16 protein-coding genes are annotated in these 23,131 nt (G+C 63.8%); 10 read left to right on the forward strand and 6 right to left on the reverse strand.

Features of this window, described 5'->3' with window-relative positions:
• Window positions 1-36: 36 nt before the first annotated feature.
• The 3 genes from GFD18_RS00480 (at window position 37) to GFD18_RS00490 (ending at window position 5,398) form a co-directional block, all read left to right on the forward strand.
• Window positions 37-1,422 carry a glycoside hydrolase family 28 protein gene (locus tag GFD18_RS00480; protein WP_163200072.1) on the forward strand — a complete coding sequence of 462 codons (1,386 nt, stop codon included), beginning with the start codon at window positions 37-39 and terminating at the stop codon, window positions 1,420-1,422.
• 126 nt (window positions 1,423-1,548) lie between these two features.
• The gene (locus GFD18_RS00485) at window positions 1,549-3,708 is read left to right on the forward strand and encodes a glycoside hydrolase family 36 protein (protein WP_163200071.1); all 2,160 of its coding nucleotides are present in this window, start codon (window positions 1,549-1,551) and stop codon (window positions 3,706-3,708) included.
• A gap of 22 nt (window positions 3,709-3,730) precedes the next feature.
• Complete coding sequence (locus GFD18_RS00490; protein WP_204313997.1) at window positions 3,731-5,398, forward strand: glycoside hydrolase family 43 protein; 1,668 nt, start codon at window positions 3,731-3,733, stop codon at window positions 5,396-5,398.
• Between the two features lie 641 nt (window positions 5,399-6,039).
• Here GFD18_RS00490 and GFD18_RS00495 read toward each other — a convergent pair.
• On the reverse strand, window positions 6,040-7,293 hold the full coding sequence (locus tag GFD18_RS00495; RefSeq protein WP_163200070.1) for an MFS transporter: 1,254 nt from the start codon (window positions 7,291-7,293) through the stop codon (window positions 6,040-6,042).
• A gap of 434 nt (window positions 7,294-7,727) precedes the next feature.
• Between GFD18_RS00495 and GFD18_RS00500 the strand changes: the two genes are divergently transcribed.
• The 7 genes from GFD18_RS00500 to GFD18_RS00530 all read left to right on the forward strand — a co-directional run bounded on the left by GFD18_RS00500 (window position 7,728) and on the right by GFD18_RS00530 (window position 16,329).
• Window positions 7,728-8,525: a 3-ketoacyl-ACP reductase gene (locus tag GFD18_RS00500; protein ID WP_100509885.1), complete on the forward strand. Its 798-nt coding sequence runs from the start codon at window positions 7,728-7,730 to the stop codon at window positions 8,523-8,525.
• Between the two features lie 275 nt (window positions 8,526-8,800).
• Window positions 8,801-10,864 carry an FAD-binding protein gene (locus tag GFD18_RS00505; protein WP_163200069.1) on the forward strand — a complete coding sequence of 688 codons (2,064 nt, stop codon included), beginning with the start codon at window positions 8,801-8,803 and terminating at the stop codon, window positions 10,862-10,864.
• Window positions 10,865-10,969: 105 nt separating this feature from the next.
• On the forward strand, window positions 10,970-12,124 hold the full coding sequence (locus GFD18_RS00510; RefSeq protein WP_100509883.1) for a Gfo/Idh/MocA family protein: 1,155 nt from the start codon (window positions 10,970-10,972) through the stop codon (window positions 12,122-12,124).
• Window positions 12,125-12,184: 60 nt separating this feature from the next.
• Window positions 12,185-13,027, forward strand: coding sequence for a sugar phosphate isomerase/epimerase family protein (locus GFD18_RS00515; protein ID WP_163200068.1), 843 nt, complete (start codon window positions 12,185-12,187; stop codon window positions 13,025-13,027).
• 267 nt (window positions 13,028-13,294) lie between these two features.
• Entirely contained in the window at window positions 13,295-13,765 is a 471-nt protein-coding gene (locus GFD18_RS00520) for a Fur family transcriptional regulator (RefSeq protein WP_163200067.1), read from the forward strand.
• A 9-nt stretch (window positions 13,766-13,774) separates the two neighbouring features.
• Window positions 13,775-14,860, forward strand: coding sequence for a hypothetical protein (locus GFD18_RS10985; protein WP_225432824.1), 1,086 nt, complete (start codon window positions 13,775-13,777; stop codon window positions 14,858-14,860).
• A gap of 584 nt (window positions 14,861-15,444) precedes the next feature.
• Complete coding sequence (locus GFD18_RS00530; RefSeq protein ID WP_404801596.1) at window positions 15,445-16,329, forward strand: metal ABC transporter solute-binding protein, Zn/Mn family; 885 nt, start codon at window positions 15,445-15,447, stop codon at window positions 16,327-16,329.
• A gap of 169 nt (window positions 16,330-16,498) precedes the next feature.
• Here GFD18_RS00530 and GFD18_RS00535 read toward each other — a convergent pair whose 3' ends face one another.
• From GFD18_RS00535 to purD, 5 genes are all read right to left on the reverse strand, one after another.
• Entirely contained in the window at window positions 16,499-17,644 is a 1,146-nt protein-coding gene (locus GFD18_RS00535; RefSeq protein WP_163200066.1) for a toxic anion resistance protein, read from the reverse strand.
• 3 nt (window positions 17,645-17,647) lie between these two features.
• The gene (locus GFD18_RS10990) at window positions 17,648-18,745 is read right to left on the reverse strand and encodes a hypothetical protein (RefSeq protein WP_225432827.1); all 1,098 of its coding nucleotides are present in this window, start codon (window positions 18,743-18,745) and stop codon (window positions 17,648-17,650) included.
• Window positions 18,742-19,617, reverse strand: a complete 876-nt coding sequence (locus tag GFD18_RS00545) for a 5-bromo-4-chloroindolyl phosphate hydrolysis family protein (RefSeq protein WP_163200065.1) — start codon at window positions 19,615-19,617, stop codon at window positions 18,742-18,744. Before GFD18_RS00545 ends, GFD18_RS10990 begins: the two co-directional genes overlap by 4 nt.
• Complete coding sequence (locus GFD18_RS00550; protein WP_225432829.1) at window positions 19,614-21,365, reverse strand: vWA domain-containing protein; 1,752 nt, start codon at window positions 21,363-21,365, stop codon at window positions 19,614-19,616. The genes GFD18_RS00545 and GFD18_RS00550 overlap by 4 nt, the downstream gene beginning before the upstream one ends.
• A gap of 463 nt (window positions 21,366-21,828) precedes the next feature.
• Window positions 21,829-23,103 (reverse strand): phosphoribosylamine--glycine ligase, encoded by a 1,275-nt coding sequence (gene purD, locus GFD18_RS00555; RefSeq protein WP_163200064.1) that lies wholly within the window; start codon window positions 23,101-23,103, stop codon window positions 21,829-21,831.
• Window positions 23,104-23,131 lie beyond the last annotated feature (28 nt).

Consider the following 23,131-nt stretch of genomic DNA (forward strand, 5'->3'; position numbering starts at 1 on the left):
CATACCCATCCCACACAACACAAAAGGAACCTTTCAATGACGATTGATCCCCGTACTTACGGCGCCAAGGCGGACGGCACGACCAACGACGCCGCGGCCATCCAGCGGGCCATCGACGCATGCGCCGCGAACGGCGGCGGCACGGTCCGTCTGACCGACGGCGCGTTCCTCTCCGGCACGCTGTTCATGAAGTCGAACGTGTATCTCAACGTCGCCGCGTCGGCAAGGCTCGTCGCCAGCCCGAACATCGCCGACTACTCGCCGGACGTGCACCACAACCGCTACCGCAACGAGACGAACATCGACCGCTGCTTCATCTACGCCGAGGACGCGCACGACTTCGGTCTGATCGGCCATGGCATGATCGAGGGACAGGCCGAGGCGTTCCCCAACGAGGGCTCCATCTACCGGCCGATGATGATCCGCGTGCTGCGCTGCTCCAACGTGCACATCGAGAACCTGCGCCTGTACAACGCGGCCGCGTGGACCACCGCGTTCCTCGACAGCGAATACATCTGGGTGCGCGGCGTGGACATCAGGAACGACAAGCGCTACAACGGCGACGGCCTCGACTTCGACGGCTGCGCCCACGTGTTCGTCTCCGACTGCTACGTGCGCGGCACCGACGACAACTTCTGCCTGCAGGCCAGCAGCAAGGCGCTGCCCGTGCACGACGTCCACGTGACCAACTGCGAGTTCTCCGGCATCTGCGCCGGCATCCGCATCGGCCTGAAGTCGATCGGCGACATCCGCAACGTCACGATCAGTAACTGCACGCTCGACCGTGTGTGGCGCGAGGGCATCAAGATCGAAAGCACCGAGGGCGGCACGATCAGCGACATCAGCGTCAGCAACATCGTCATGCGCAACGTCACCCGTCCGATCTTCGTGATCCTCAACAACCGCTTCGAGCCCGACGACTACGGCACGTCCATCGAACTCGACCATGTTCCGGCCATCGGCAGGCTCGAGAACATCGACATCTCGCATCTGACGGCGGTCGACGACGAGGAGATGGCGAACACGCACATGCGTTTCACCGACGACGTGATGGGCTCGCCGCGATTCAACGGCATCCGTTTCGACGCGGCCGACGGCCATCCGATTAGCGGCGTGACGCTCAGCGACATCCGGTACACGTTCATCGGCGGCGTGAAGCAGTCCGACATCCCCGCCGGCGAATACCCGAAGGTGCTCGACCGACTGGTCGCGCCGGAAGGCAGGTCCAGCGAAAACTACTGGCCCGACTGGTCGCGCACGTCGTTCATGGACCTGCGCAACGTGGCCGACCTGCAGCTGCGGAACGTCCGGCTGCGCACGCTGCACGACGACGAACGCCCCGCGATTCTCACCGACGGCTGCGACGACATGGCCGCTGACAACATCCGCGTCAATGGAAGGTCGTGGAAGCGATATTCGTGAGGTCGCACTCCTCTCAATCCGCTGCACGGTCGGTTCCCCTCTCTGAGGGTAGCCGTCAGACGAATGTCTGACCGAGGGGAGCCGACGGCAATGATTCGACTGAAACAAGGAACACGAGGAACACATATGCGAACGATTCTTCTGCAGTCCACCGTGGGCGGGACCACGGCCGTATACCGCCGCGACGCCGAAACCGGTATCGTCGAACTGCTGCTCGTGCCGTCCGACGTGCTCGGCAACGATGGCGGTGTCGACGCGGCCCTGCGCGACGACTGCGCCGCCGAACCGCTCGTGCAGGCCAAGATCATCGGAGACGACTACCCGTTCGGCTTCTCGCAGGGGCGCACCATGCGTAACTCGCAGACCGTGGCGCGCATGGAGTTCGGCAAGCCGCGCGCACTCGCCGACGACAACGGCGTGACCACCGTGACCACGCGCATCGACGACCCGCGCGGCTGGCACTACGAACACAGGTTGACGATGACGACGAAGAGTCCGGCCGTGGAGATCCGCACGTCCGTCGTCAACGACTCCGTGGAATCGATCACGTTCGAGATGCTTTCCAGCTTCACGCTCGGCTCGCTCTCGCCGTTCGCCACCGGACTGGACCCGGAGAACCTGGCGTTGCACCGCATGCGCAGCACATGGAGCGCCGAGGGACGACTGCTCTCCCAGCCGGTCGAGGATCTGGAGCTCGAACCCAGCTGGCAGCGATTCTCCGCCAACTCCGTGCGTTTCGGCTCGGTCGGCAGCTTCCCCGTACGTGAATGGGTACCGTTCGTGGGACTGACCGATGAGCGCGCCGGCGTCACCTGGGCCGCGGCCACCACGCACGCCTCCAGCTGGCAGATCGAGGCCTACCGCCGAGACGACGGGCTGAGCCTGTCCGGCGGCATCGCCGACCGCGAATTCGGCCAGTGGACGCACGCCGTGAAGCCGGGCGAGCGCTTCGACGCGCCCAAGGCCGTCGTCGCCGTGGTCGCCGGCGACGTGAACCAGGCCGCGCAGGCCGTGGCCGGCAACGTGCGACGGTATCTCGACGTTCCCGAATCCGAGAACCACCTGCCCATCATCTTCAACGAATTCTGCTCCACCTGGGGCGTGCCCACCGAGAAGAGCGTGCTCGAACAGCTCGACGCGGTCAAGGCGCTCGGCGTGGAATACTTCGTCATCGACGCCGGATGGTTCGACGACGCCGCGTTCGAGGCGGCCAGCCGATTCGGCAAGTGGAAGGTCAGCAAGACCGCGTTCCCGCACGGTCTGAAGCCCGTCGTCGACGCGATCCACGCGGCCGGCATGAAGGCCGGCATCTGGTTCGAATTCGAGGTCGCCGGACGCCAGGAGCCCGACTGCTTCAACAAGGCCGAATGGCTGCTCACGCGAGACGGACTGCCGATCACCTCCGGCAACCGCCGCTGGTGGGACATGCGCAATCCTGAGGTCCGCGACTACCTTGCGCACAAGGTCATCGACATGTTGCGAGACAACGGATTCGACTATATGAAAGTCGACTACAACGACACCATCGGCATCGGCTGCGAGACCCCCGGCGACCCGGACGCGTCGCTGGGCGACGGCCTGTACTCGCAGGTCCAGGCGTCGCAGGACTTCTTCCGCCGCATCCGCGAGGAACTGCCGGACCTGATGATCGAGATCTGCGCGTCCGGCGGCCACCGGCTCGTGCAGTCGTTCATGGAGATCGGCGCCATGGCCAGCTTCTCCGACGCGCACGAATGCGACGAGATCCCCGTGATCGCCGCGAACATGCACCGCATGATTCTGCCGCGTCAGTCGCAGATCTGGGCCGTGGTGCGTGACGAGGAGCCGGCGAGCAAATTGCACTATCAGATCTGTTCCGGCCTGCTCGGCCGTCTCTGCTTCTCCGGCGACGCGAACGCGTTCTCCGGCGAGAAGAACGACGTGATCCACAGCGGCGTCGACTTCTACCGTGCCGCCGCGCCGACCATCGATCACGGTGCGAGCGAATGGCATGGGTCCGAACTCGGCAGCTACCGTCATCCACGCGGATGGCAGGCGATCGTGCGCCGCGGCGAGCACGGCACCGACGCGCAGGGCCGCACGCTCGTGGTGCTGCATACGTTCCACGATGCGCCGGAGAACGTGACAATCTCGCTGGACGAGGCGAACGATGGTGATGCGGATGCCGGTTTCTCCAGCGTCATCGCCCGCGCGTTCCACCGCAGCGGCATCAACGTGACGCTTGCCGACGGCACGCTGACCGTCAGCGGCCTGACCGACTTCGACGGCGTGGCCGTATTACTGTGATTTCATGACAAAGGAGTTTCCCATGACCACGATGATCCACAATCCGATCCTGCCGGGCTTCCACCCGGACTCCAGCGCCCTGCGCGTGGGCGACGACTACTACATCGCCACATCCACCTTCGAATGGTGGCCGGGCATCGACATCTACCATTCCAAGGACCTCGTCAACTGGGAGTGGGTCGCCGCGCCTGTGAACCGCGAATCCCAGGTGAACCTGCTCGGCAACTACGACTCCGGCTCCCTGTGGGCGCCGCACCTGAGCTACGCCGACGGCAAGTTCTGGCTCGTCTACACGGACGTGAAGACCTATGCGCCGTTCAAGGACACGCTCAACTACGTGATCACCGCGCCGAGCATCACCGGACCGTGGAGCGAGCCGCACTTCCTGACCGCGTCCGGCTTCGACCCGGCCATCTTCCATGACGACGACGGCCGCAAGTGGTTCCTCAACATGCTCTACGACTACCGTCCGAGCCACGAACTGTTCGCCGGCACCGTGATCCAGGAGTTCGACCCGGAGACCATGAAGCTCATCGGAGAACGCAGGCACTTCTACAAGGGCACCAAGCTCGGCGTGTGCGAGGGGCCGCAGATCCTGAAGCGCAACGGCTGGTATTACCTGCTGTGCGCGGCCGGCGGCACCGGCTACATGCACGCCGCCACCGTGGCCCGCGCCCGCACGCTCGAAGGCCCGTTCGAGGATTCGCCGTACACACCGCTGCTCACCGCGCGCGACGAGCCGACCAACCCGCTGCAGAAGTCGGGTCACTGCTGCTTCCTTCAGATCGGCGACGAATGGTACGTGACCCAGATCTGCGGCCGTCCGCTCACCGAACGCGGCAACTGCACGCTCGGCCGCGAGACCGGCATCCAGAAGATCTACTGGACCGAGGACGGCTGGCCGCGCCTGGAGAACAACACCATCAGCCCCGACCTCGACGTGCCCGCCCCGAAGATCTCGCAGGGCGTGGTGCAGAAGACGGACCACTCTGAGCGCATCGACTTCTCGGCTCTGGCCGTGCCCGCAGATGAAGCCGCGTCCGACGCCCTCTCCACCCCGCTCACCTCCGTCACCGACCCGGCCATCCCGCCGAGCCTCAAGACCCTGCGCACCGCGCTCGTTGCCGGCGAGGACTACAGCCTCACCGCCCGTCCCGGTTGGCTGCGCCTCTATGGCGGCCAGTCCCTGCGCTCGCAGCACCGGCAGAGCCTGTTCGCCCGCCGTTGGGAGCACTTCGACTTCGACGCCGAAACCGTCATCGACTTCCAGCCGAAGAACTTCCAGCAGCTTGCCGGACTGATTCTCTACTACGACACCCAGAACTGGATCTACACGTGCGTCACCTTCGACACCGAGGGCACCGACACCCGCGTGCTGCAGATCCTGCGCTGCGACCACGAGGATCTTGAGTACGGCTGCGAGCAGGTGGAGATCTCCGGCACCGACCCGGTGAAGCTGCACGTGGAGGTGCGCGGCGCCGTCGCGAAATTCTCCTACGCGCTGGGCGACGGCGAACTGAAGCCGCTCGGCGGCGACCAGCCCGCCGACCACATCAGCGACGACTATGTGGAACGCACGATCAAGGGCTGTGCGTTCACCGGCGCCATGCTCGGCATCTGTGCCCAGGACATGGACGCCCACGGCTCCCACGCCGACTTCAAATACCTCGACTACGCCGAACGGCACTGACGGCCGGTCCGTGTCGCAGGCTGCATCGCGGCCCGGCCGACAATCCTGACTGATTGATGCGCAAAGGTCGCGCATCCGATACCTCAAAGGCTTCGCACCCAATATGGTGCGAAGCCTTTTGCGTTTGGGGACTTTAGTGCTTTTCGGGAGGAGCCTCGTTGACTATGACGTTGCCATCGACGTCGTTTTTTCCCGACGAATCGCAAGATGCCGAGATATCCGCGTATTCGTGTATTCACGAACCGTGAGATATGGATGCAATAGACGATTCGATACGCGAAAATCAGGGGGCGAATCGTCTGATATCGATATATTCTGCGATTCGTGTATGGCACGAATCGTGAGATGCCGCGGTAACCGGCGAATCGTGCCGATGGAATACCCGTGTGGAAGCCGATTGCAGGCGTCATGTTGCGTAAGGCCGAGGCACGATATGGCGATTGCCGGTGCATATGCCGATTCGTGCACGGCGCGAATCATAGGAACGAATCATGAATTATGAGATGCGGCGGCAATCGATGAATCGTGTCCGGAAGTCTCATGCATATGAAAGGCGAACAGACGGATGCGCATGAAAAAACGTTCCGCATGGCTGGCAGACCATGCGGAACGCTCGAAAAGGAGGGGTGGTAAGAGTCAGATCACTTGACGCCCTTGATGCCGAACACGGAGACGGCGGCGATGGACAGCACGATGAAGCCCATCGGGAACAGTCCCATGTAGCCGAAGATGCCGATCACGGCCGCCGCCAGAAGCGGGGCGAGCATCTGGCCGATGGTGCCGGCCACGTTGAGGAAGGCCAGATCCTTGGCGGCGTTCTTCTGGTTCGGCAGCACGGAGGTCATCAGCGCCTGGTCGAGGGCGACGAAGATGCCGCCGCCGAGGCCGGAGAGCGCCACGTAGATGGTGTACATGAGCGGCGTCGGGATGAAGAACGGCAGCCAGCAGGGCACGCCCACCAGGAACACGGCCACGGCGACCGGCACCTTGATGGTCTTGAGCTTATCGGCCAGCGGGCCGGAGATCACGGCGGCGACGATGGCCATCACGAGGCTCAGCGCGGCCATGAGGCTCATCCACTTGGCGGCCGCCTCGGCCGGGGTGTGCATGTAGTCGGTCAGCGTGTACAGACGGTAGGTGCCGATGCCGCCGGGCATCATGTACATGAGGCGGGCGAGCGCGGCGAACCAGTAGTCGCGGCCGGCGTGACGCGGCGGCAGGAAGTTCGTCTTGAAGGATTCGAAGGAGAACGGCTCGCGCGGAACGTGCTTGTTCGACTTCTCCTGGCAGATGACGACGGCGAGGATCAGCGCGACGTCGGCGACGATTAGCAGGATGAACACGCCCTTGGAGACGTTGGTGATGTAGAGGGAGGCCAGCGACTGGGCGCCGTTGAGGCCGATCTGCGTGGCCACGCCGAACATGGAGCTCGCCGTGCCGCGGTACTTCGGGGCGATGAGGTCGGGCATCCACGCCATGGCGGCGGCCATGACGGCGTTGTACCACACCACGTACACGTACCATGCGCCCAGCGCGACGGTGGCGTTCGACGACGTGGCGAAGATGACGAGGCAGACGGTGGCGAGGATGCCGCCGCCGACTATCCACGGCGTGCGGGCGCCGAAGCGGGAGCGCGTCATGTCGCACAGCGCGCCGCAGATGAAGCCGGCGAACACGGAGATGAGCAGCGTGATGCTCGTGGCGCTCGCCACCATGGAGACCTTCTGGTCGGGGGCGATCATCTGGATCTTGGCCGGCAGCAGCACGGCGCTGATGCCGAAGAACGGGGCGTAGAAGCCGATGGTGCCGAAGAACTGGGCTATCGACGGCCTCCATGGGAATGAGTTCTGCTGCGCGTCGGTGACGGCGGCGTTCTTGACGTTGATGTTCATCATGCTCCTTTGCATCTGCTGCAAATCATAGGGGAAACGGGGTGGGGGATGTAGGATGTCGCCTGTATGGCATTCGCCGTCGGTCATTCCGTCGTCGACAGGCCGGACATCGGGCGTCCGGGCCATTCTCGCTGATGCGGAACCGACGATGCGAACATCATTTAGGTAACTAGTTACATCGCTGGAAAAACACGATACCATGCCTTTCCGGAGTGTCGCGACGGCGGGTTGCCATGATTTGCTTCGCCGTCGGCGTGTCGAGGCTTTGAAAACCGTTGTGCCGATTGATTTCGGAGACGTCGTATGTTTGGGAGATAAATTTTCGAAAGCGACGATTTTTCCGGCGTTTCGCGGATTATTTCTGACTTGATTTGAAACCGGTTTCAAAATGGTGTATGGTTCAAAACGACAGCAAGAAAACCGTTAAGAAGATTGCGATGACGCACAAAGTTGCTCTTGTTACTGGTGGTAAGCAGGGAATCGGTTTCGGAATCGCGAAGCGACTGATTGCCGACGGCTTCGCCGTGTCCATCCTCGATGTGTGGGACGAGCCGACCGACGTGCTCGCCGAGCTGCGTGAAGAGGCCGGCGACGACTCCCTCGTGCGTTACGTGCAGGGTTCCGTCGACAACTTCGACGATCACAAGCGCTACCTCGACGACGCCGTGAACGCCTGGGGCCGCCTCGATGTGCTCGTGAACAACGCCGGCGTCGCCCCCAAGGAGCGCAAGGACCTGCTCGAGGCCACGCCCGAAAGCTTCGACCGTGTGCTGGGCATCAACCTGCGTGGACCGTACTTCCTCACCCAGGCCTTCGCCAACCGCGTCATCGAGCTGCGCGGACCGCTCGACAAGCTCCCCGAGCCGCCGGAGCAGCCGGTCGCCACCATCATCAACATGGCGTCCACCTCCGCCGAGACGGTTTCCCTCAACCGCGGCGAGTACTGCATCTCCAAGGCCGGCGTGCACATGGCCACCTCGCTGTGGGCCGTGCGCCTCGCCCCCGAAGGCATCGTGGTCTACGAGGTGCGCCCGGGCATCATCGCCACGAGCATGACCTCCACCGTGCACGACAAGTACAACACCTTCTTCGCCAACGGCGGCGCCCCGATCGGCCGCTGGGGCAAGCCCGCCGACGTCGCCGGCGCCGTGTCCATCCTCGCCTCCGGCAACACCCCGTACTCCACCGGCGACATCATCAACGTCGACGGCGGCATGCACATCCCGGTGCTCTGACAGACCTGGCCCCTTTCGCAGGACCGACGGTCGCGCCACGGCCCGCATTCTCCTCTGTGCGGGATTCGCGGCGGCCCGGACGAAGGACATAAGGCTTTCAACCGCATATCTTGTGAGACAACTCCTCCTTTCTTTCCATGAGATTCATGCGTCTTCGTCCACGGCATTCGGCCCGACGCCCGGGAAGGGGCCACACCCACTCTTTTCCCTCCATATTCCCCCATACAACCGTTCTTCCGGACGATGAACGTCCGGCACCTCACTAAGGCACCAATATGAACGAAACCACACTCACGATCGCCGGCCACGACGTGCCGGTCGTCACCCACCAGGCCGTCGTGGTCGGTACCGGCGCCGCCGGATACTGCGCCGCGGAACGCCTGTACGACCTGGGCGTCACCGACGTGGTGCTGGTCTCCGACCACATCAACGGCGGCACCTCCCGCAACGCCGGCTCCGACAAGCAGACCTACTACAAGCTCACCCTCTCCGGCGGCGACCCCGACTCCGTGCGCGAGATGGCGCAGACCCTGTTCGAAGGCGGCGCCGTCGACGGCGACACCGCGCTCGTGGAGGCGGCCGTCTCCGCCCAGGGCTTCCTGCACCTGTGCGACCTCGGCGTGCCGTTCCCGCGCAACAAGTACGGCGAGTACATCGGCTACAAGACCGACCACGACCCCCGCCGTCGCGCCACGTCCATCGGCCCCTACACCTCCAAGTCTATGGTCGAGCATCTGCAGGCCTCGGTGGAGTCCAAGGGCATCCACACCTACGACCGCTGCCGCGTGGTCGACATCCTCACCGCCGACGACGGCAAGGGCGGCCGCAAGGTCGTCGGCCTGCTCGTGCTGCGCACCGACGTGCAGGACGGCGCCGAGGAGTCGCGCTTCCTCGTGCTGCGCACCGCCAACCTCGTCTACGCGACCGGCGGCCCTGCCGGCATCTACAGCAACCGCGTGTACCCGAACGGCCAGTGGGGTGCCTCCGGCGCCGCCTACCGTGCGGGCGTCGACGGCAAGAACCTCACCGAATGGCAGTTCGGCCTCGCCTCCACCAACCCGAAGTGGAACGTCTCCGGCACCTACATGCAGGTGCTGCCGCGCTTCGTCTCCACCGCCCAGGACGGCTCCGACGAGCGCGAGTTCCTCTCCGAGGCCATCCCGGACTACGGCCGCCAGCTCTCGCTGATCTTCCTCAAGGGCTACCAGTGGCCGTTCGACATCCGCAAGGCCCGCGACGGCAGCTCGCTCATCGACCTGCTCGTCTACCGCGAGACCGTGCTGCGCGGCCGCAAGGTGTACCTGGACTTCCGCTCCAACCCCGTGCAGCCCGAGCTCGACGCCTCCAAGCTCGACAAGGAGGCCTACGAGTACCTCGAGCAGGCCGGCGCGCTGACCGGCACCCCCATCGAGCGCCTGCGCCACATGAACGAGCCCGCCTACCAGTTCTATCTGGAGAAGAACCCGGGCGTCGACCTCGAGAAGGAGATGCTGCGCATCGACCTGTGCGCCCAGCACAACAACGGAGGACTGGTCATGGACGCCTGGTGGCGCTCCAACGTCGAAGGCATGTTCCCGATCGGCGAGGCCGACGGCGTGCACGGCGTGTACCGTCCCGGCGGCACCGGCCTCAACGCCGGTCAGGTCGCCGCCATCCGCGCCGCGACGTACATCGCCGCCCGCCGTGCCGATGCCGCCACCCTCGACGACGCCGCGTTCGAGGCCGCCGTCGCGAACCGCGCGAAGGAGGACTTCGACCTGTTCGACACCGCCACCGCGCGCGCCGAGCAGAGCGGTTCCGAGAATGTGCACCAGTACATGAAGGACGTGCAGGAGCTCATGAGCGCCAAGGCCGGCCCCGTCCGCCAGAAGGACGAGGTCGAGGCCGCATACCGCCAGGTGGGCGAATGGCTCGACGAATACGAAAGCACCGTGAGCGCCAACGCCGGCTCCCGCCGCAGCGTCGACCGCCTGTTCCTCGTGCGCGACATCCTCACCACCGCCTACGTGTACCTCGGCGCCATGGCCGAATACGCCGACCACGCCGGCAACACCTCCCGCGGTTCCGTGCTCTACACGAACCCCGAAGGCGAACTGCCGGTCAAGGGCTACGGCGACGACCCCGACACCCCGCTCGACATGGAGGACATCTTCCGCTTCAAGCTCGACGGCGGCGCCTACAACGGCGTGACCCAGGAGACGAAGTTCAGCCAGGACTCCGACACCCAGGCCAACGGCACCGTCTCCTGCAGCTGGCGACCGGTGCACCCGATTCCCGAGGACGACGACTTCTTCGAGAACGTCTGGCGCTCCTACCGCGAGAACGGCAACATCGACTGATTCCGCAGGATCCCGGCTCCCCCCAACCATGAGGGGAGCCACCAATACCAATACGCATATCGTCAATCAATCAAACACAACACAATCCCGAAAGGAACAACCATCATGGCAGATAAGACTCTGGGCGTGATTCTCAATGGCGCGACCGGCCGCATGGGCTATCGCCAGCATCTCGTGCGCTCCATCCTCCCGATCATCGAGCAGGGCGGCGTCGAACTCTCCGACGGCTCCCGCGTGCAGCTCGACCCAATCCTGGTCGGTCGTCACGAGGACAAGCTCAAGGCCGTCTCCGAAAAGCACGGCGGCATCAAGTACACCACCGACCTCGACTCGGTCCTCGCCGACGACAAGTACCCGCTGTACGCCGACTTCCTCGTCACATCCGCCCGCGTGGCCGCCATCGAAAAGGCCATCAAGGCTGGCAAGAAGGCCGTCTACACCGAGAAGCCCATCGCCGAGACCCTCGAGGACGCCGTCGAACTCGTCAAGCTCGGCAAGGAGCACGACGTCGTCTCCGGCGTGGTACACGACAAGCTGTTCCTGCCCGGCTTCCTCAAGCTGCGCCGCCTCATCGATTCCGGCTTCTTCGGCCGCATCCTCTCCGTGCACGGCGAGTTCGGCTACTGGGTGTTCGAAGGCGACTGGCACAAGTCTCAGCGCCCCAGCTGGAACTACAAGAAGGAGCAGGGCGGCGGCATGATCTCCGACATGTTCCCGCACTGGAACTACATCATCGAGAACCTCTTCGGCCGCATCACCGACGTCTACGCCGACGCCAAGACCGAGATTCCCGACCGCTGGGACGAGCAGGGCAACCACTATGACGCCACCGCCGAGGACGCCGCCTACGCCGTGTTCAACACCGTCAACGGCATCACCGTGCAGATGAACTCCTCCTGGAACACCCGCGTCTTCCGCGACGAACTCGTCGAGTTCCAGGTGGACGGCACGCTCGGCTCCGCGGTCATCGGCCTGTTCACCGCCAAGATTCAGGCCCGCCCGGCCACGCCGCTCGCCTTCTGGAACCCGGACGTCCCGGATCCGCACAACTACTGGGACAACTGGCAGGAGATCGCCACCGACGAGCAGTTCGAGAACGGCTTCAAGGCCCAGTGGGAGGAGTACATCCGCGCCCTCGTCGAGCACAAGCCCTACCCGTACGACTTCGAATCCGGCGCCCGCGGCGTGCGTCTGGCCAACCTCGGCTACGAAAGCGCCAAGGAAGGCCGCAAGATCGAGGTCCCCGAAAACCTGCTGTGACCCGGTCGGTATCCTCGCGGAAGCATACGGAAGCATTGAAGCACTAAGGAAGCATCAATCATGACCAATCCGATTCTTTCCATGAACCAGGCCACCATCAAGTACGCGGACCTCAAGACCGCGCTTGACGTGTGCTCGGCCGCCGGCTACCAGAGCATCGGCCTGTGGCGCGAACCCGTCGAGGCCGTCGGCCTCGAAACCGCCGTCCAGATGGTGAAGGACTCTGGCCTGCGCGTCTCCACGATGTGCCGCGGCGGCTTCTTCACCATGGAGGAGGGGCCCGCCCGCCGCGCCTCCATCGACGACAACCGCAAGCTCATCGAGGAGACCGCCGCGCTCGACTGCCACGTGCTCGTGCTCGTCGTCGGCGGCCTGCCCGAAGGCTCCAAGGACCTCACCGGCGCGCGCCTGCGCATCGGCGAGGCGCTCGCCGAGCTTGAGAAGGACGCCCTCGACGCCGGCGTGACGCTCGCCATCGAGCCGCTGCATCCGATGTACTGCACCGACCGTGCCTGCGTCTCCACGCTCGGCCAGGCGCTTGACATCGCCGCGCCGTTCAATCCGAAGGCCGTCGGCGTGACCGTCGACACCTTCCACATCTTCTGGGACCCGCAGGTGCAGGAATCCATCGCCCGCGCCGGACGCGAAGGCCGCATCGCCACGTACCAGGTGTGCGATTGGAAGACCCCTCTCGAGGCCGATCCGCTGCTCAGCCGCCACTACATGGGCGAAGGCGTCATCGACTTCAAGCCGCTCACCGAGGCCGTATGGAACACCGGCTGGCGAGGCGACATCGAATGCGAGCTGTTCAACCAGAAGATCTGGGACACCGACCCCGCCGTCGTGGCGAAGAAGGTGTCCGACGCCTTCGACAAGGAAGTGGCCCCCTACTGGCCGCTGTAATCGTCGTATGTCATGACGGATGGTCATGACGGGCAATCATGGCACAGATGAAGTAATCGGTTATTGAAATACGGGCCCAAGACCCCGATATCGCCGATTCGCGGTGCGTCATGGTCGTTTTCCGTTCCGGAAACGACCGCAACGCACCGTAAATCGCTGATAATGGGATTTTGGGCCCGTATTTTTGGTCGTTGACGTGCGTATTCTATATGAGTGCGTTCTGTATGAGTACGCGCAACGAATGAGTTCACGGCAAACGGGGTATGCATGGTCGAGCATCTGACAAGGCGGACGGTTCAGAAGGAAACGGTTCGTGCGGCGCTGCGGCAGACGGATGATTTCATATCCGCGCAGAACCTGCACCGCCGGCTGCAGGACGCAGGCTCCAAGATCGGTCTGGCCACCGTATACCGTCAGCTCAACGCCATGGCGGCGGCGGGGGAGGCCGACACCATCCGCATGGGCGGCGAGCAGCTGTTCCGCGACTGCGGCGAGGACGCGCAGCGGCACCACCATCATCTTGTATGCGAGCGCTGCGGCAAGACCATCGACATCGAACCGCCGAGCGAGGCATGGTTCCGCAAGGTGGCCGAGGACAACGGCTTCGCCATCAGCCACCATATTCTTGAGATCTTCGGCGTGTGCGCCGAATGCGCGGACGCCGAGAGGCGATCCGCCGACGATGGCGTCGAGGCCGCCGATGAATCCTCCACAGGCAAAGTCAACGCCACCGACTGAAATGGGAATATGAACAGGAACAGGATCGTCGGGCTCATATCCTTGATCGTCGTGGTCGCGGTCATCTGCGGATTCGCGGTATGGCGAACGACGTCGAAGCCCGAATCCCGACCGGCCCGGTCGACCGTATCCGTGACCGGATACCTCGGCGGCGAGAAGACCGGCCTGTTCGACGACGAGGAATTCACGAAGCTCGCCGCCGACTCCGGACTCAAGGTGGACTACCGCAAGGCCGGCTCCCTCGACATGATGACGGCCGACCGGTCGGGCATGGATTACCTGTTTCCCTCGTCGCGCACCGCAGTCGAATACGGCGCCTCCAAGGGCGTCAAGGCCGCGAGGCAGGACATCGTCTTCAACTCGCCCATCGTCGTCTACACGCACAAATCCGTGGCCGAGGGGCTGGCGAAGTCGGGCATCATGCGCCGTGACGGCGACGTGTGGCGGCTCGACATGACGAAGGCCGTCGACGCCATGAAGGCCGGGCGCACATGGGCCCAGGTCGGGTACGTGGGCGGCTACGGCGTGTTCCACATCGAAAGCACCGACCCGGTGAAATCCAATTCCGGCAACGAATACGCGGCGTTGCTGGCCAATACGATGAACGGCGGGCAGCCGGCCACGCGGGCGACGGTGAAACGCGACGCCGCCGTGATCCGTTCGATTTTCGCGAAGTCCGGGTGGATGGAGACCTCCTCCGAGGACAGCTTCAGCCAGTTCCTCACGCTCGGCGTGGGCTCCAAGCCCATGATGGTCGGCTATGAAAGCCAGATTCTCGATCTCGCCGTCAACAATCCCGACGCCTACGCGCAGGTGAAGGACGACCTGGTCATCGCGTATCCGACGCCGACCGTGTGGAGCACGCACACGTTCATGGCGCTCGACGCCAAGGGGGAGAGGCTGCTGACGCTGCTGGAATCGAAGCCGGCGCAGAAGCTCGCATGGGAGCGGCACGGCTTCCGTAGCGTGGATTTCTCCGGCACCGACTCCATCAGGCGGTTCGGCGTGCCCGGCACCGTCGACACCGTGCAGAACGTGACCGAACTGCCACCCAACGACGCCATGCAGGACCTCATCACCGCGTTGAGGCAGTGAACTCCGGCTTTTCGCTCCGGATTTTTGGCACGGAGCCCGTTTTCGTTGCGTTTTTTCGCTTCGTGGCGGAAAAGTTCGGCAGGGAAAGCCATTTTGCCGCGATTATCCATTCCGTGACGGCGGATGGGCTTTCATGAAGAGTGGTTTGGTTCGAAACCGTTGAAATTGCAACAAGGGCGGTGGAGTGTCGGTTGGGGTTCGTGGCACGGAATGCAATAAGAGGGGACATCGTCGTTCGGTGACGCGTATGAATGGCGGGGAACGCCCAAATGCCGTTATATGACGCTCCGTGGCAAGGACGGCCGGCTGGGAACAAACGCGGCATTGGAATTTCGACGATTGTCGGATGACGACTGGGGGCAGATGCCCTCGGTTCGTGTTTTCGGGATTGATTCATGGTTTTGCCAATGGAAAAGAAATTTATCCAATAATGAAAATGATTATCAATTTATGTGTATACTAAGAGCGTGGATTTCCTCAGAGAGGGGAATGCAACGGTAGAAAGACGACGAACAATGAACGATACAAGCATGACCGGCAGCGACAGGACCAAGGCAATTGCGTCGAATCGGTTCAGGCGCGGGATGACCATGCTGGCGGCTGCCGCAACGGCGGCGATCATGACCATCGGTTTGGCGGCGTGCGGCGGTGCGGGGACGTCCGGCGGCGGGTCATCCGAGAAGATCGCGGTGGTGGCGAGCATCAACCAGTGGGGTTCCGTGGCTGAGGCGCTGGGAGGCGACAAGGTCGATGTGAAGTCGATCATGGCGAGCACGAACGTGGAGGCCCACGACTACGAGCCGACGACATCCGACGTCGCCGCGTTCGCCAAGGCGCAGGTCGCCGTCGTGAACGGCGCCGACTACGATTCATGGGCGTCCAAGGCCACGGAAGGCACCAAGGCCGACGTGGTGAACGCCGCCGAGACCGACGGTATCAAGGAAGGCGACAATCCCCACGTCTGGTTCTCCCATGATGTGCGCGAGAAGACCGCCGATGCCATCACCGCAGCCTACGAGAAGGCCATGCCCGACCAGAAGGACTACTTCGAACAGCGGCACAAGGCATGGGAGGCCCAGGAGCAGAAGGTCGAGGACAAGATCAAGGCGGCCGAATCCAAGACCAAGGGCGTGCCGTACGCCGCCAGCGAGTCCGTGGCATGGTACCTCGCCGACGACCTCGGCATGACCGACGCCACCACCAGCGGCTACAAGAACGCCAGCGCCAACGAAAGCGAGCCCTCGCCCGCCGACATCAAGCAGTTCTCCGACGCGCTGAAGGCCGGAAAGATGAAGGTATTCGTGCTCAACACGCAGGAATCGAACGACACCACCGAGCATCTGGAGGCTGCCGCGGCGGAAGGCGATGTGCCCGTGGTGAAGCTCACCGAGCAGATGCCGAAGGAGTACACGAACCTCACCGATTGGATGAGCGCGCTGGTCGACGACTTCACCGGTGCCGTGAAGTGAGTGAAAGTATAAGAATACCCATTGGCTTCCCTTGCTGAGGGGAGCCAATGGCGTGAGTCGACTGGGGGAGTGGCACCTCGGGTACTCAACTCCCCTCAGACCGCCTGCGGCGGCCAGCTCCCCTCAGCGAGGGGAGCCAATACATATCTCGTATCTCGGAAAGCTGCCCTTACCGCCCCAGCTGCTGGGCGTTCTCGATGAGCGCGTTCTTCAGATCGCCTTCGAGCTGACGCATCTTCACCTCGGCGGCGGCGCGGCTGGCCTTGCCCTCCTTCTGGATCTGCACGGTCTCGCGCAGCGTGGCGATGAGTTCGGAATTCACCTTCTCCAGCGTTTCGATGTCGACCACGGAACGCTGGTTCGCCTTCTCCGCGTCCACGGCACCCTGATGCAGAGCACGGGCGTTGGCCTGGATAAGCTTGTTGGTCACGTCGTCGGTCTTCTTCTGCAGGTCGAGCGCCTGACGCTGGTTCTCTAGGCCGAGCGCGATGACCATCTGGCTCTTCCACACCGGAATCGTGGTGGAGATGGTGGTGTCGATCTTGTCGCACACCATCTGGTCGGCGTTCTGGATGATCTTGATCTGCGGCGCGGTCTGCAGGCAGATCACGCTTACGCGGTCGAGGTCGTCGAGCCGCTTGGCGAAGCGTTCCAGCTTGGCCTTGAAGTCGGAGAGGATCTGCGCCTGCATCGGGTCCTGCGACGCGGCGGCCTCCTGCTCGAGCTTTGGCAGCTGGTTCGCGTTGAAGTCCGCCAGCGCCTTCTTGCCGGCGAGCACGGTGATTTTCAGGTCGCGGTACTGCTCGGCGTTGCGGTCATACATGGTGTTGAACATCGAGATGTCGGAGACGAGCTGGCTCTGCGCGCCCTCCAGCTTGGCGACGATGTCGTCGATCTGCGTGGAGACCTTCTCGTAGCGGCGGCGCAGCTTGTTGATGTTCACGGCGATCGTGCCGAGGATCGGTACCTTCTTGATGCCGCTCAGCTCCGCCTCGTCCACGGTGACGAGCAGACCCTGCAGCAGCTCGCCCGCCTGGCCGGCGTCCTTCGAACGCGTCTTGGCGAGGATGTCGTCGGCGAACGTGGACGTAGCGCGTTGCACGTCCTTGCCGTATGCGGATTCGATGCCGGCCTTGGTCAGGTCGAGCGAGCCGGCCAGCTGCGTCACCTTCGCCTGATCCGCCGGATTGAGCTTCGCGATCTGCTGGTCGGGCGTGGCGTCGGCGGCCAGCGCCTGGTCCCCGGACGGTGCGGCGAGGTCCACGGCACTGGTCTGCGAGCCTCCCGCGAGGTCGCTGAGAGAGATTTCCTTCATGGTTCATTGTCCTTTCGAGAGCGTGGTGATGATCGCCTGCATGGCGTCGTTGCTGGGCAGTTCGGAGACGGCGGTGACCTGGTCCACGGTGCCGGGCACCTTGAACCGCTTGATGCCGTCGGTGCCGGTGAAGTTCGCCGAACGGAACCCATGCCGCTGCCAGGCGAGTTTCTGCATGTCGTCGCTCTTGAGGAGCGTCAGCAGCTTGCGGCCCTTGTCGTCAAGCGGGATGAGCATATGCGTGGACCATACCGTCGGCGTCGGGTAGACGATGACGATGTCGTCCTTCACCTGGTTCCATGCGTCGGGCTGGTTGGCGGCCACGTCGAGCACCTGGCTCTCATAGCCGATCATCATGGGTTTCGATCCGACGCCAAGCGTGAGGAACTGGTTGAAGCTGTCCTCCGAACTCGTCTCCATCCAACCGGATTTCGAGAATATGGACTGCAGGGTGGCTTGGTCGCGTTGCACGGACTGCACGGTCGCGGGCTGCCCGCCGTTCAATACCGTGGCCACCAGGGCCGCGTACTCGTTGCCGGAGTTCGACTTCACCGGGTCGGTCGAGTCGATGCGGAACTGCCCGTAGCCGCCCGACCAGCCGACCTGGGCCCACGTCTTGTTGGTCTTCAGCGCGTCGACGGCCTTGGCCATGTCCATATGGTAGACGCCGTCGGTCTTGCTCATCATGCCGGTCTTCACCAGGCCGTCGGCCACCTGCTTGTGCGTGTAGATGACGATGGGGGAGTTGAACACGATGTCGGCGCCCGACGTGTCGATCTTCTTCGACTTGCCGTATTCGACGGCGACCTTGGACGACGGGAAGAGATAGTCCATGCCGTTGTTGTCGGCATCCATCATGGACAGCGAGCCGGCCTTGCGGTAGTCGATCTTCAGGCCGTTCTTCGCGGCGAGGTCCTTGAACTGCTGGTCCTCGAACAGCGTGATCTTCTCGCCGCCGAGATAGCCGGTCACGCTTTCGGTCTTCACGGGCTTGGGGGCGGTGCTGGCCTTCCAGTTGCGCAGCACGGTGACGCCGCCGAGCACGAGCACCACCACGAGCAGCGCGGCGAGACCGATGATCTTCGATTTCGAAAGTTTCACGACCTGACTCCTTTCTGAGCCGTTCCATCGTCGGCGGGAACGTCCGCGGCCGGCGAAGGTGCCGTCGGCGTTTCCGCCGCGCCGGCTCCGGATGCCGGCGATGGTCCGGACGCCGGCAGCGGCCCGGGCGTTCCCGCCGGCACGTTCATCGGTCCGTTCGCCGGCCGGTCGTACGGGATCGGCGACGTATATGTCGATGCGGGGCGCCGGCCGTTCCGCTGGGACCGCGCCTGTGCATCGCCCGGCAAGGTGTCATGCGCCGTCTCCACGCTGTAGCCGTCCATGCTGGCCAACCGCGCGATGGCCTCCGAATCGGCGGACAGGGCCAGCGTCTTCGCCTCCACGGCGTGCGAGAGCTCGCCGGCGGCGGTCTGCTCGAGCACCTGCATGGCGTTGATGGTGTCGATGCGTGCCTTCGCTATCTGGTCGCGGGCGCCGGAACGCTCCACCTCCACATAGCCCTGCAGCAGGTTCTGCGTCTGGTCGCCATACACGTTGATGAAATGCCGCAGCGTCTCGTACGAACGGGGATTGTCCTCGACGAACGCCGTGAGCGCCTTCGTGGCCACGACGATGTCGTTGACCTCCTTGCGTACGGCAGGGTCGCGCACCTGGGACATCAGGCCGCTGATGGCGTTCATGCGCGCGTTGGCCATGTCGATGGCCTCCACGGCCTTCTGCCCGTTGGGCACGGCCGATGCAAGCACCTTGCCGAGTTTGCGTTCCGGCTGGGTGAGGTACGAGACGCCGATGTATCCGCCGGCGGCCACGACCACCGCGCCGACGAGACCGACGATGCCGCCGCCCGCCACCCAGAACGTGAGGGCGGCGAGCCCGAGTCCGGCGAGGAAGCTGATGATGGTGCTGATCATCCGTTGAATCCCTTCACCTGGCGGAAGATGGAAGCCAGGTCCTCGGATCGTCCGTCGAACACCTTCGCGTTGGAGAGCTTGGCGAGTTCGTTGAGCTGGGCGGGATCGGCCTGGCCGAACATGATGGAGAACACGGGCACGTCGTGGCCGGAGGCCTTGTACTGCTTGGTGAACGCGTCCTTGTTGCCGGTCTGCGAGACGCCGTCGGTCATCAGAACGATGGCCGTGGTGTAGTCGCCGGTGTTCTTCGGCAGGTTCTGCAGGGCCTTCTCCAGACCGTCGTAGATGTCGGTGCCGCCGATGGTGTCGGTCGCCTGGCCGCGCTGCAGAATGGCGGTCGTGTCGGCGCCGGTCGACTTGGTCGGCTCCTGCGCGTCGCCGGAGAACGGGATGAGGATGTTCACATCGTTCTTGCCGGCCTCAAGATGCGACTGCCTGGCCTGCGTCTGGTCGAGCGCGGCGTTGAGTCCGCGCACGACGCCGTCCTTGCCGTCGCCCTGCATGGAACCGGAGTAGTCGACCACCCATACCGTCCAGCTGGGCTTGCGCAGGCTCGACTGGTAGACGTTCAGCGATTCGTCGATGACGTCGGCCGCCGGCAGCGGAATGGTCTTCAAGGCGTCGGCCCCGGTGTTGATGCCCCATTCGCTGCGGAACGCATCCTTGACCTTGGCATCGTTCTTGTAGGTGAGCACGCCCGCGAGGCCGGTGCGACGGCCGGCGCGCTCGAACAGCAGCTTCGCGTCCTTGGACTTCAGGGCCTTGGCGAAGGAGTCGTAGGCGTCGTTGAGGTTCTGTCCGCGGTCGACATAGCCGAGCGGGGAGTCGGAGACGGCGATGCCGTCCGAGGGGTATACAGCCAGCAGCGGGTCCTTGCCCTTTTGGGTCAGGACCTTGTCGGCCTGGATGACGAGGCTTTCGTAGTTGACCATGGCGTTGAACCGGTCGGGATTGGCCACGACCATGTCCTTGAGCCAGTCGGACGAGCCGGACGAACGGTCCACGCCGGACAGCAGCGTGTGCACGTTGGCCTGCACGTTCGCATTGTCGAGATCGGCCTTGGTGAGGGCCTGGTTCTTGCCGGCGATGGCGGTGAGGAACGCGAGGTAGGCGCTGGCGCCGGAGTTCGACTGCGTGGCGCTGGTCATGGAGAACGTGAGTTTCTTCGCCTTCACCGCGTCGATGACGTCCTGCGTCTTCACGGCTTTGGTGGTGCCGTCGCCGTTGGCCCAGCCGAGCTGCTGCGCCTTGGACTTGGCGATGCCGAACACGATGGGCGTGGTGGAGGTGCTCTGCTGGTCCTTGACGATATGCTTGGTGTCGCCCATGGTGATCCACATGCTCGACGCCGGCCAGACGGCGTCGTATGATTTGCCGCCGTTCTTCAGCACGTTCATGATGTCGAGCGATCCCATGTAGTCGATGGTCACGCCGATCTTGGAGTCGTCGACCGCGCGCTGGATGGCCGCGGACACCTCCTTGTTCTCCGAGCCGGAGGCGATCTTCAATGTGGCCGTGGCATTGCCGTCAGCCGGCTTGTAGGTTTCGGTCTTGCCGTTGTTCGAGACCGTTGGCTTGGCCGACGATGTCGGGTCGGTCTGCGACGTGTCGCCGGACGATGTGCCACCGCCGTTCTTCTGGGAATCCGTACCGCCCGCGCATCCGGCGAGCATCATCACCATTGCGAGAACCGCGGCTATGGCCGCGACCGTCCAGGTTTTCATCGACGAATGCACTGCCCTGAACATCTCATCTCCTGTTATTCGAGTCCCCTCGTCGCCGGTCGTCATGTATCGAATATCCCCCGAAACGACGAAGAGACATGTATCCGTATACTTCATTGTCGTCCGGCGGTGTTGCCGGACGTGGATTGGAGTATGAACGCAAAGTGAACAGCAGGTGATGTTTGCGGCGCCCGGTGATGTGATGACGGAGCGTCATCGTCGTTGCGGAGGATTCGACGTACTGTTGTACGCCTTCGTCCTGCCGTGTCTTGATGCCGCACGCGTCATCGCACCACCGACGGGTGGGCGGGCATGACGGAGCGCCATCGGTTTTGTGGGGGATCCGGCCACTACGCAAAAGCCCCCTCTGACGAGGGGGCTGGGCACGCTCACTGAAGGGAAATAACGTGTGTGGCCGCAAGGCGTGGGAGATGAAGGTGCGCTCAGTACATCGAATCTCCCATAATGCCGCGGACACTCCGTTATTTCACTTCAGCGCTTTTGCGCCGATGTCGTGGCGATAGAACAGACCGGTCGTATCGAGCGAGTCGATGATCGCGTAGACCTTGTCCTGAGCGGCCTGCAGGGTGTCGGCAGTGGTTTCGACGAGGAGCACACGGCCGGAGTTGGCGATGAGCTGGTCGCCGTTCTCGCCGGTGGTGGTGACGCCGGCGTAGTAGACGTGGGAGTCGGCGTCCACGGCGATGTCGGGGACCTTGGCGCCCTTGATGACGTTGACGGGGTAGCCGTCGGAGGCGAGGACGACGCCGAGGGTGGAGCGCTGCTCGTCCCAGGTGAACGTCGGGGTTTCGCCGTTGAGGATGGCCCAGATGCCGGCGCCGAGGTCGGAGGTGAGCTTGGGGAGCACGACCTCGGTCTCGGGGTCGCCGAAGCGGGCGTTGAACTCGATGACCTTGGGGCCGTCGGCGGTGGCGATGAGGCCGGCGTAGAGGATGCCGGTGAAGGGGGTGCCTTCATCCACCATGGCCTTGGTGACGGGCTTGACGATGGTTTCGACGGCCTGGTCGACGACGGACTGGGCGATCTGCGGGACGGGGCTGTAGGCGCCCATGCCGCCGGTGTTGGGGCCTTCGTCGTTGTCGTAGGCGCGCTTGTGGTCCTGGGAGATCGGCATGGTCCAGAACTCCTCGCCGCGCACGAAGCTCATGAGGGAGAACTCCTGGCCTTCGAGGAACTCCTCGATGACGACGGAGGCGCCGGCCGCGCCGAAACGATGGTCGACGAAGATCTCCTCGAGGGCCTCGATGGCCTCGACCTCGGTCATGGCGACGGTGACGCCCTTGCCGGCGGCGAGTCCGTCGGCCTTGATGACGATGGGGGCGCCGTGCTCCTTGACGTAGTCGACGGCCGGTTCGAGGCTTTCGAACGTGGCGTAGGCGGCGGTCGGCACGTCGTGACGCTGCATGAGCTCCTTGGCGAACGTCTTGGAGCCCTCGATCTGGGCGGCCTTCTTGTTGGGGCCGAACGCCTTGACGCCGGCTGCCTCGTAGTCGTCGACGAGTCCTTCGATGAGCGGGACCTCGGGTCCGATGAACACCCAGTCGATGTCGTTCTGCACGGCGAAGTCGATGAGCGCGGCGTGGTTCTCCTCGCTCAGCTGCACGATGTGGATGCCGTCGGCGCTCATGCCGGGGTTGCCGGGGGCGACGAACACCTCGTCGACGGTGTCGCCCTTGAGCAGGGTGTGGGCGATGGTGTGCTCGCGGGCGCCGGAGCCGATGACCAGTACTTTCTGACCCATGATGTCAAGTCCTTTCAATCAGTTCAGT

This window comes from Bifidobacterium saimiriisciurei (assembly GCF_010667655.1).
Classification (GTDB): Bacteria; Actinomycetota; Actinomycetes; order Actinomycetales; family Bifidobacteriaceae; genus Galliscardovia; species Galliscardovia saimiriisciurei.